The sequence below is a fragment of the Streptomyces ossamyceticus genome, from assembly GCF_001418475.1.
Taxonomy (GTDB): domain Bacteria; phylum Actinomycetota; class Actinomycetes; order Streptomycetales; family Streptomycetaceae; genus Streptomyces; species Streptomyces ossamyceticus.
Window position 1 is genome coordinate 1 of record NZ_LIQX01000524.1, and the last position, 8,301, is coordinate 8,301.

Consider the following 8,301-nt stretch of genomic DNA (forward strand, 5'->3'; position numbering starts at 1 on the left):
CCTGGCCTCCTGGCCTCCTGGGCACGGTCGCCGGCCCTCGGCCTCCAGCCTCCGCGCCCCTGGCCCTCGACCACCGGCCCCTGGCCGCGACGCGCGACCCCTGCCACTGAGGGAAGCCTCGGCCCCGCCGGAACCGCCCGGCACGCGCCGCCAAGTCATCACGTGCGCACGCGCGCACTGTCCGTACATGCGAAACGACCTGGTCCACGGAGTCCGTGGACCAGGTCGTTTCGACTGGTGGGCGATACTGGGTTCGAACCAGTGACCTCTTCGGTGTGAACGAAGCGCTCTCCCACTGAGCTAATCGCCCGGGCGCAGGAAGAACATTACCCCATGTCAGGGGGTGCCTCGGACACGGCGCGGATGCCCGGTGACGGTCCGGCCCTCGCCTACTGGTTCTTGATGTTCCAGGGCATCTCGAAGCCGAACTTCCAGAGGTAGACCCCCGTGAGGACGGCCACGATCACCAGGCCGATCGACGTCAGGATGAGGTTCCGGCGGCGGACCCGGGGATCGAGGGCGCGCTGGGTCGCCTCGGTGACCTTCCGCTTGGTCCAGCGGAGCACCAGCTGGGCCCACACGAACTCGGTCGCCCAGATCGCCATGCCGCCGAAGATCACGACCCAGCCGGGGCCGGGAAGGGGAAGCATGATCACACCGGCCACGACCACCGCGAGCCCGATGATGAAGACGGCCACCTGCCAGCTCAGGTGCAGCATCCGGCGCGCCTTGACGAATTCCGGCGCACGGGATCCGAGCGGCGCTTCCTTCTTCGCCACATCGGCCTCGCTGTTCGCTACGTCCGTCTCTCTGTTCGTTCCGTCGGCCGCCACCGCGACCTCCCCCGTTCCGTTACTCCCCGTGTCCATACGGCCAAACCCTACCGGAGAGAAACCGGTCACCGGAATGGTCGTACCGGACGAAGTCGGGCTCGGCCGGATGAGCTACCAAAAGCGACGCAAAACTCCCAGAGGGGTTTACAACGGCACCGTAGGTGGCATGTCGATTTCGCCGACGTGCGAATCCCCGAGCGCACACTGAGCGAAAGGCCTTGGCGCTTATGAACACCACGGTCAGCTGCGAGCTGCACCTGCGCCTCGTTGTGTCGAGCGAGTCCTCACTGCCTGTTCCCGCGGGACTGCGGTATGACACGGCCGATCCCTACGCCGTGCACGCCACCTTCCACACCGGTGCCGAGGAAACTGTCGAATGGGTGTTCGCCCGCGACCTCCTCGCCGAGGGCCTTCACCGGCCCACCGGCACCGGCGACGTCCGTGTCTGGCCGTCGCGCAGTCACGGTCAGGGCGTCGTCTGCATCGCCCTGAGCTCTCCGGAGGGCGAGGCACTGCTCGAAGCCCCGGCGCGGGCTCTGGAGTCCTTCCTGAAGCGCACAGACGCCGCCGTGCCACCCGGCACGGAACATCGGCACTTCGACCTCGATCAGGAGCTCTCGCACATCCTGGCGGAGAGCTAGACCGAGACCCCACAGAGCCGCCCGGCGCCGTCCACTCGGGGAGACGGCTCGGGCCAGGACAACCGCATACGGCTCAGGCCGACCGATCGACGCCGTCGCAGCGGGTCTCCGCGCGGCGGCGTCCGTATGCGCAGGGTGACGGAGCGCGGCGAGTCCGGCCGCCGAGCGGCCCCCTTCCGATCACTTCGGCACCGGCACCCCCTCTGACCACGTCCCCCGCGGTTTCCCGGGCTCTGGGCCGGTCCGTCCGGTCCGTCCGGTGCGGGGAGCCGTTACCATCGGCCAGCATCGGCGGGCGGCTGCCCGACCCTCGCAGGCCAGGGAGCGAAACGTGTTGATCACCCACGACACCCGGTGTGCCCTCGACACCGTGGTGGATCTGGTGAACACCGCACCGGAGAACGACACGGCGACGGACGGGCTCACGGATGTCGCGTCGCTCGGTGCCTTCGTACAGGAGCACGACATCAGCGATGTCGGCACGCTGTCGGAGTTCGACCTCGCCGCCGTGCGCAAGGTACGCGGCAGGTTCGCGGAGGTCTTCTCGGCGCCGGACCCCGGCTCGGCCGCCTCGGTCATCAACGACCTCGTCGCCGCGGCGGGCACCACGCCCCGGCTCACGAACCACGACGGCTACGACTGGCATGTGCACTACTTCGCGCCCGGCGCGTCCGTCGCCGACCATCTCGCGGCCGACTGCGGCATGGCCCTCGCCTTCTTCGTCGTCGCGGGGGAAGAGGAGCGGCTGCGCCGCTGCGAGGCTCCGGACTGCCGGCGTGCCTTCGTCGATCTCTCCCGCAACCGCTCGCGCCGCTACTGCGACAGCCGCACCTGCGGCAACCGCCTGCACGTGGCCGCGTACCGGGCGCGCCGCAAAGAAGCCGCGGGCTGAGGGAACTCCGGGGGCGACCCGTGGGGTGCCGGGTCGTGGTGGGTTTCTCCGGGCAGGTTTCTGTCGGTGGTGCTGGAACTGACGGAGCCCTCGACGGGTGACGTCAGGGGCTCCGTTTACGGCTCAGAGCATCAGCAGGTCGTGCAGTGACGCCATGAGCAGCAGGCAGCCGATCACCGCAAGGAAGATCATCAGCGGCGGCTGGGAAAGCGCGAAGAGACAACCTCGCCGCTCCTCTGGCGGGGCGGTGGTGTCGCTCTGTTCTGTTGTATCCAGCATCTCGCGGCGATGATGACGCAGTGGAGCCCCTCCGCGCGATCAACCGACCCCGAATGACGGAGAGTTCGCCAATATCCACAATCTCCGGAGCGATCGTGATCACTTCGGCGCCGCCAGTCGACCTACTGTGTCGTTTCAGTCCGTTCGGTGCACTACCGGTGAAGGGCGGCTGATACGGGACGTGTGGTCAGATGCCGTGCTTCTTCAGGATCGCCTCGATGTCGCGGAAGTCGTCCGCGGCGGACGCGCCGGGGCTCGTCGGCCGGGATCCGGTGGTGGGGCGGCCCGCCGGCCGGGCGCTGCCACCCAAGGTGGGTGCCGACGCGGCGGGGGCTATCGCCTCCGTGCGGGACGCCTTGGCCGCCTTGCGGTCCTTGCCGGTGTCGCCCCGGCGTCGCTCCACCGCGCGTGTGGTCATGAAGAGGAACCAGGCCGCGCCCAGCACCCCGAAGCCGGCCCACGCGGTCGGGCTGAACGCGGTGTCCGCCGCCCACTCGACGACTCCGGTCATCACCAGGCCGATGGGCACGAGCGCGTAGGCGGCGATGCGCGTCGCCCTGAGGAACCGCTTCCGGTACGCCGTGATCGCGGCGAGGCCCAGGCCGGCCGCTGAGACGGCGGCGCAAACTGTCTCGGCAATCATCGGAGCCTCCAAGGCGCAGCGCGGTCGGGCGGGTCGATCCGTCCCTTCCATCCTGCACCGCCCCGCGCCCGATATGCCATGGTCCGGGAAGACCTCAGGGAGATCTCCGGGTCGCCTCGGGGTCGCCACCCACTGCGTACCGGCCTGAGGACAGCCGATTGGGCCGGTGCGGTCCCGGGCTGGAAGACTGATCGCATGAGCGACTCCTCCCCCGCACCGTCGGCCGTCGTCCTGGACGTCTGGTGCGAACTCCAGTGTCCCGACTGCCGCCAGGCCCTCGACGACCTCCGGGCGCTGCGGGCCCGCTACGGCGACCGGCTCGACATCCGGCTGCGGCACTTCCCGCTGGAGAAGCACAAGCACGCCTTCGCCGCCGCGCAGGCCGCCGAGGAGGCCGCGGAGCAGGGACAGGCGTGGCCGTACGTCGAGGCCGTACTGGGCCGGGTGGAGCAGCTGGACCGTGCCGGTGAGCCGTTCCTGGTGGAGGCGGCCCGTGAACTGGGGCTGGACGCCGAGGAGTTCGACACCGCGCTGATCGACGGCCGGCACATCCTGATCGTGGACGCCGACCAGGCCGAGGGCAAGGCGATCGGCGTGAGCGGCACCCCGACGTATGTCATCGGCGGCGAACGCCTCGACGGCGGCAAGAGCCAGGAGGGGCTGCGCGAGCGCATCGAGGAGATCGCCGACCGCCTACTGGCCGAGAGCGCCTGACACCCGGCACCGCCGCCCCCGAACGCCACGTCCGGCGCCCGGCAGAGACCCGGTCCGGCCGTCTCCCGCGCCCTCTCCCAGCGGAGGGCACCCCCTGCCGCCGCCACGCGCCCCGCGCCCTCCTCAGAGCAGTGGCTTGGACAAGTGGTAGGTGGTCGTCTCGTAGCCGAGGGACTCGTAGAGGCATTCGGCGCGGACGTTCCCCGCGAAGACGTTGAGTACGAGGACGGTACGGCCGGCCGCCATTGCCTGGGCCTCGGCCAGCAGCATGAGCGAACGGCCGTGCCCCCTTCCCCGGTGCGCGGCGTCCGCCTCCACGTCGTAGACCCAGGCCGCGTCGGCGGTCAGCCACACCCACAGGGTGCCGACCCTGGTGCCCTGGTGCTCCAGCACGCTGCACACACTGTTCGGGGAGGCCGGTCCGTGGGGCAGGCACTGTTCGTAGCCCTCGGCGGCACGCGCGTACGCCTCCGCCTCGGGTACCCCGTGGGTGGCCAGGTCCTGGGCGTAGCCGTCGAGCCCGGCCTCCTTCCAGGGGCCGAACTCGGCCTCGGTCATGGGGCGGGCCCGGCTGCCCTCCGGCAGTTCGGGCGGGGCGCCGTCGAGGGGCTTGCGCATGTGGCGGTTGCGCAGGACGTAGCCGAGGGTCTCGGCGAGCCGCAGGGCGGGGTCCGCGCCTGCCGGGACGGACGCCTCGATCCGTCGGCAGCCCCAGCCGCGGGCGACTTCCTCGGCGGCCAGCGCGGCGACCGTGGCCCGGCCACGCCGACGGTCCGGTTCGTCGATCCGCAGGTCCAGGATCCGGGCGGCCGAGGAGCTGGGCTCGGGGCGGGTGCCGAGGTGTATGGCGCCGACGGGACGGCTGTTCACGCACACCTGGTAGCGGCGCGAACGGGACCCGTCGGCTGCGAACTGGAGCGGCTCGATGGGCCGCAGGGTGGTGGTCATCACGGGTGTTCTACCCGCCTCGCCGCCCCATGTCCGCCGAATATCGCCCGGTTCTACGGATCGAGGTCGTTCCCGGACCGCTCGTCGAAGATCCGCATGGCCTTGGCGGTGACCGGGCCGGGCGCGCCGGACAGTTCACGGCCGTCGACGCGGTGCACGGCCTGCACGTCCCGCAGGCTCGATGTCAGGAAGATCTCGTCGGCGCTCTCCAGGACGTCCAGCGGCAGGTCCGTCTCGCGGGCGCCGGTCCATTCGACGACGAGCGCGCGGGTGATGCCCGCGAGACAGCCGGAGGCGACCGGCGGGGTGTGGATCTCACCGTCGAGGACGACGAAGACGTTGGAGCCCGTGCCTTCGCAGAGCAGCCCGACGGTGTTGGCGAACAGGGCCTCGCTCGCGCCCTGTTCGTGGGCACGGGCGAGCGCGACGACGTTCTCCGCGTACGAGGTGGTCTTCAGGCCGGTGAGGGCGCCGCGCTCGTTGCGGGTCCACGGGACGGTGATCACAGCGGTGCAGTCGGCGCGCCGGGAGGTCTCGCCGAGGGCGACGACGAGGGTGGTGCCGTGGTCGCCGCGGTCGGAGCCGAGCGGGGAGACACCGCCGGTGTACGTGACACGCAGCCGACCGAGCGGCACCGGGTTGGCCTCGAGGACGGCGGAGCAGGCACGGCGCACCTCGTCGTGGTCGGGCTCGGGCAGCCCGAGGCCGCGCGCCGAGCGGCTGAGCCGGTCGAGATGCCGGGTGAGCGCGAACGGCCGCCCGTCGACCGTCTTGACGGTCTCGAAGATGCCGTCGCCCACGGTCAGCCCGTGGTCGAGGACGGAGACACGGGCGGAGTCGATGTCCTGCAGTCCGCCGTCGAGCCAGATCTTCACGTAAGGGTCCTCCCACTCGCCTCGTACGTTCCCGACGCTACCGCGAGCAGCCGGGCGGCCTTCAGCTCGGTCTCCCGCCACTCCGCCTCGGGGTCCGACCCCCAGGTGATGCCGGCGCCGGTGCCGAACCGCAGCTCGCCCGACGGCCGGTCGATCCAGAAGGTGCGGATGCCGACGGCCAGCTCCCCGGTGCCCCGGTCCGCGTCGACCCAGCCGATGCCTCCGCAGTACGGGCCGCGGGGCGCCGTCTCCAGGGCGTCGATGATCCGCAGGGCGCTGGACTTCGGTGCGCCGGTGACCGAGCCCGGCGGGAAGGCCGCGGCGAGCAGCTCCGGCCAGCCGGTGTCCGCGCCCAGTTCGCCCCGCACGGTCGAGACGAGATGGACGAGCCCCGGGTGCTTCTCGACGACACACAGGTCCGGGACGGTCACGGAACCGGTGGCGCAGACCCGCCCGATGTCGTTGCGGACGAGGTCGACGATCATCACGTTCTCGGCGTAGTCCTTCTCCAGGAGGTCCGCCTCGGTCCGTCCGGTCCCCTTGATCGGTCCGGACTCGACGGTCCGGCCGTCGACCCGTAGGAACAGTTCGGGCGACGCGGTGGCTATCTCCACGCCGTGATCAGGCAGGCGAATCGTTCCGGCAAAGGGTGCCGGGTTACCGCGGGCCAGCAGCGCGGTCAGCGCGTCCACGTCGGCGTCCGGCGCGACGGGCGCGGACAGCACCCGGCAGAGGTTCGCCTGGTAGACCTCGCCGACGGCTATGTGCTCCCGGATGCGGCGTACGCCCGCCGTGTACGCGGCGCGGTCGAGCGAAGACGTCCAGTCGTCGACCGCCGGACCTCGCCACTGCCCCGGCACCGGCCGCGGGACCGGCTCGTGCCGTACGTCACTGAACCGCGCGCACACCACGCCGCCCTCGAAATCGGCGCGGACGGCCCAGAAACCGGACGAGTCCAGAGCGGCGGGATCGCTGGTCACATCGGCGAGACCGGTGGCGACAAGGTTGCCGAAGCGGGCGAGAGGAGGCAGGTCGGACACGCAGTCGAGTCTAGGACGGGCGCCTGCCGGGCGGTCCCGGCCGGGTGGCGGAGAGGACGCACCGCAGCACGCTGCACAAACGCGTTTTTGTGCTGGCCCCGGAATCCGCTAGAGTTCAACTCGTCGCCGGGACGCGAGAGCGGTCCGAAACGACAAGCGGACGTAGCTCAGTTGGTAGAGCGCAACCTTGCCAAGGTTGAGGTCGCGAGTTCGAGCCTCGTCGTCCGCTCGAAGGAACAAGGGGATCTTCCCGAACCCCTCACTCCTGGTGGAGTGGCCGAGAGGCGAGGCAACGGCCTGCAAAGCCGTCTACACGGGTTCAAATCCCGTCTCCACCTCCAAGGACGATTAGCTCAGCGGGAGAGCGCTTCCCTGACACGGAAGAGGTCACTGGTTCAATCCCAGTATCGTCCACTGGATCTTCGACGGATCATCGAAGGTCTGACCCGCGCGATTAGCTCAGCGGGAGAGCGCTTCCCTGACACGGAAGAGGTCACTGGTTCAATCCCAGTATCGCGCACGCAGTATCACCGTGATCTTCGGATCACACCCCGAGGACGATTAGCTCAGCGGGAGAGCGCTTCCCTGACACGGAAGAGGTCACTGGTTCAATCCCAGTATCGTCCACACCTCGAAGCCCCCGGCCGTCTCTGCGGCCGGGGGCTTCGGTGTGCGTGGGTTCAGCTGGAGAACAGCATGTGACCGAAGCCGCGGTTGTGGTGGCCGCCATGGTGACCCCCGTGGTGGCCGCCGTGCGGAGCGCCCCAGGCGGGAGCGGACTGGTGGCCGCCGGCCGGGTACTGCGGGGCGGCGGGGGGCGGCGGAACGGCCGGGCCGCCCCACTGGGACTCCAGACGGGTCAGCGCCTCCAGCTCGCCGTAGTCCAGAAAGATCCCGCGGCAGCCGCTGCACTGCTCGATCTGGACACCGTTGCGGTTGTACGTGTGCATCGGCGCATGGCACTTCGGACACTGCATGTGCATGGTTCGGCTCAACTCCTCGCCGTTGGTGCTGCTTCGCGTTACGCCAGGACAGACACTGCCCGGCGGTGGTCGGTTGCACCCTACTTCGGGAAATCGCTCGCCAACTCCGGCGGGACGGCACTCATTCGGTCACATGCGTCGATAACGGCCCCCTCCACGTCGTCGAGGGGGCGGCCGGCCGCCNNGCGCGGGCCGGTACGTCCAGTACCGGCCAGAGGTCGTCGGCGGCGGGGACCGCGGGGCCGCTCACCCGCTGGTAGGCGCCCAGGAACCGGGCCCAGACGTCGGGCGGGAGGAGGCCGCAGGCGTACCAGGCGGCCGGGCGGGCGAGGTCCCAGGCGGGGACGCCGACCCCGAGGTCGTCGACGTCTATCAGGCGCCAGGGGCCGGTGCTCGCCGGGTGGCGGACGAGCGGGCCGAGATGCAGGTCGCCGCGCTGTCTCTTATACACAT

Annotated in this window: 10 protein-coding genes, 6 tRNA genes and 2 pseudogenes; 8 read left to right on the plus strand and 10 right to left on the minus strand. The window is 70.4% G+C overall.

Going from position 1 to position 8,301, the window contains the following annotated elements; genetic code table 11:
- Window positions 1-235: 235 nt before the first annotated feature.
- Both AOK15_RS31800 and AOK15_RS31805 read right to left on the minus strand, forming a co-directional pair.
- Window positions 236-310: transfer RNA gene (locus tag AOK15_RS31800), tRNA-Val, on the minus strand.
- A gap of 79 nt (window positions 311-389) precedes the next feature.
- Window positions 390-869: a TIGR02611 family protein gene (locus tag AOK15_RS31805; RefSeq protein ID WP_055521792.1), complete on the minus strand. Its 480-nt coding sequence runs from the start codon at window positions 867-869 to the stop codon at window positions 390-392.
- A 191-nt stretch (window positions 870-1,060) separates the two neighbouring features.
- Between AOK15_RS31805 and AOK15_RS31810 the strand changes: the two genes are divergently transcribed.
- Both AOK15_RS31810 and AOK15_RS31815 read left to right on the plus strand, forming a co-directional pair.
- Entirely contained in the window at window positions 1,061-1,474 is a 414-nt protein-coding gene (locus tag AOK15_RS31810) for an SsgA family sporulation/cell division regulator (protein ID WP_004002642.1), read from the plus strand.
- A 331-nt stretch (window positions 1,475-1,805) separates the two neighbouring features.
- Window positions 1,806-2,366 carry a CGNR zinc finger domain-containing protein gene (locus AOK15_RS31815; protein ID WP_055521793.1) on the plus strand — a complete coding sequence of 187 codons (561 nt, stop codon included), beginning with the start codon at window positions 1,806-1,808 and terminating at the stop codon, window positions 2,364-2,366.
- 123 nt (window positions 2,367-2,489) lie between these two features.
- Here the strand turns inward: AOK15_RS31815 and AOK15_RS45800 are convergent, their stop codons facing one another.
- Both AOK15_RS45800 and AOK15_RS31820 read right to left on the minus strand, forming a co-directional pair.
- Window positions 2,490-2,645 (minus strand): hypothetical protein, encoded by a 156-nt coding sequence (locus AOK15_RS45800; protein WP_167738881.1) that lies wholly within the window; start codon window positions 2,643-2,645, stop codon window positions 2,490-2,492.
- Window positions 2,646-2,832: 187 nt separating this feature from the next.
- Window positions 2,833-3,288, minus strand: coding sequence for a hypothetical protein (locus tag AOK15_RS31820; protein WP_055521794.1), 456 nt, complete (start codon window positions 3,286-3,288; stop codon window positions 2,833-2,835).
- Window positions 3,289-3,483: 195 nt separating this feature from the next.
- On the opposite strand from AOK15_RS31820, the gene AOK15_RS31825 reads away from it, so the two are divergent.
- The gene (locus AOK15_RS31825; RefSeq protein ID WP_055521795.1) at window positions 3,484-4,002 is read left to right on the plus strand and encodes a DsbA family protein; all 519 of its coding nucleotides are present in this window, start codon (window positions 3,484-3,486) and stop codon (window positions 4,000-4,002) included.
- 123 nt (window positions 4,003-4,125) lie between these two features.
- On the opposite strand, the gene AOK15_RS31830 is transcribed toward AOK15_RS31825, so the two are convergent.
- Genes AOK15_RS31830 through AOK15_RS31840 form a run of 3 tightly spaced genes read right to left on the minus strand, consistent with a single transcriptional unit; the run spans window position 4,126 to window position 6,865 of the window.
- Complete coding sequence (locus tag AOK15_RS31830) at window positions 4,126-4,950, minus strand: GNAT family N-acetyltransferase (protein WP_055521796.1); 825 nt, start codon at window positions 4,948-4,950, stop codon at window positions 4,126-4,128.
- Window positions 4,951-5,003: 53 nt separating this feature from the next.
- Complete coding sequence (locus AOK15_RS31835) at window positions 5,004-5,825, minus strand: aminotransferase class IV (RefSeq protein ID WP_055521797.1); 822 nt, start codon at window positions 5,823-5,825, stop codon at window positions 5,004-5,006.
- Window positions 5,822-6,865 carry a chorismate-binding protein gene (locus AOK15_RS31840; protein WP_055521798.1) on the minus strand — a complete coding sequence of 348 codons (1,044 nt, stop codon included), beginning with the start codon at window positions 6,863-6,865 and terminating at the stop codon, window positions 5,822-5,824. The genes AOK15_RS31835 and AOK15_RS31840 overlap by 4 nt, the downstream gene beginning before the upstream one ends.
- 156 nt (window positions 6,866-7,021) lie before the next feature.
- On the opposite strand from AOK15_RS31840, the gene AOK15_RS31845 reads away from it, so the two are divergent.
- The 5 genes from AOK15_RS31845 to AOK15_RS31865 all read left to right on the plus strand — a co-directional run bounded on the left by AOK15_RS31845 (window position 7,022) and on the right by AOK15_RS31865 (window position 7,492).
- Window positions 7,022-7,094, plus strand: a tRNA-Gly gene (locus AOK15_RS31845).
- Window positions 7,095-7,132: 38 nt separating this feature from the next.
- Window positions 7,133-7,206, plus strand: a tRNA-Cys gene (locus tag AOK15_RS31850).
- A 1-nt stretch (window position 7,207) separates the two neighbouring features.
- Window positions 7,208-7,279: transfer RNA gene (locus AOK15_RS31855), tRNA-Val, on the plus strand.
- Window positions 7,280-7,313: 34 nt separating this feature from the next.
- Window positions 7,314-7,385 (plus strand) — tRNA-Val (locus tag AOK15_RS31860).
- A 35-nt stretch (window positions 7,386-7,420) separates the two neighbouring features.
- A tRNA-Val gene (locus tag AOK15_RS31865) sits at window positions 7,421-7,492 on the plus strand.
- A gap of 53 nt (window positions 7,493-7,545) precedes the next feature.
- Here AOK15_RS31865 and AOK15_RS31870 read toward each other — a convergent pair.
- The 3 genes and pseudogenes from AOK15_RS31870 to AOK15_RS47590 form a co-directional block, all read right to left on the minus strand.
- Window positions 7,546-7,842, minus strand: coding sequence for a TFIIB-type zinc ribbon-containing protein (locus tag AOK15_RS31870; protein ID WP_055521799.1), 297 nt, complete (start codon window positions 7,840-7,842; stop codon window positions 7,546-7,548).
- 86 nt (window positions 7,843-7,928) lie between these two features.
- Window positions 7,929-8,031, minus strand: a pseudogene (locus tag AOK15_RS47585) (aminoglycoside phosphotransferase family protein); the annotation flags it as partial.
- A 2-nt stretch (window positions 8,032-8,033) separates the two neighbouring features.
- Window positions 8,034-8,301 (minus strand): annotated as a pseudogene (locus AOK15_RS47590) (aminoglycoside phosphotransferase family protein); the annotation flags it as partial.

What these genes read in the sequence shown, in the direction of transcription:
- AOK15_RS31825 (WP_055521795.1), top strand. Translation starts at nt 3,484, where the DNA reads ATGAGCGACTCCTCCCCCGCACCGTCGGCCGTCGTCCTGGACGTCTGG.
- AOK15_RS31805 (WP_055521792.1), bottom strand. Translation starts at nt 869, where the DNA reads ATGGACACGGGGAGTAACGGAACGGGGGAGGTCGCGGTGGCGGCCGAC.
- AOK15_RS31870 (WP_055521799.1), bottom strand. Translation starts at nt 7,842, where the DNA reads ATGCAGTGTCCGAAGTGCCATGCGCCGATGCACACGTACAACCGCAAC.
- AOK15_RS31820 (WP_055521794.1), bottom strand. Translation starts at nt 3,288, where the DNA reads ATGATTGCCGAGACAGTTTGCGCCGCCGTCTCAGCGGCCGGCCTGGGC.
- AOK15_RS31830 (WP_055521796.1), bottom strand. Translation starts at nt 4,950, where the DNA reads ATGACCACCACCCTGCGGCCCATCGAGCCGCTCCAGTTCGCAGCCGAC.
- AOK15_RS31810 (WP_004002642.1), top strand. Translation starts at nt 1,061, where the DNA reads ATGAACACCACGGTCAGCTGCGAGCTGCACCTGCGCCTCGTTGTGTCG.
- AOK15_RS45800 (WP_167738881.1), bottom strand. Translation starts at nt 2,645, where the DNA reads ATGCTGGATACAACAGAACAGAGCGACACCACCGCCCCGCCAGAGGAG.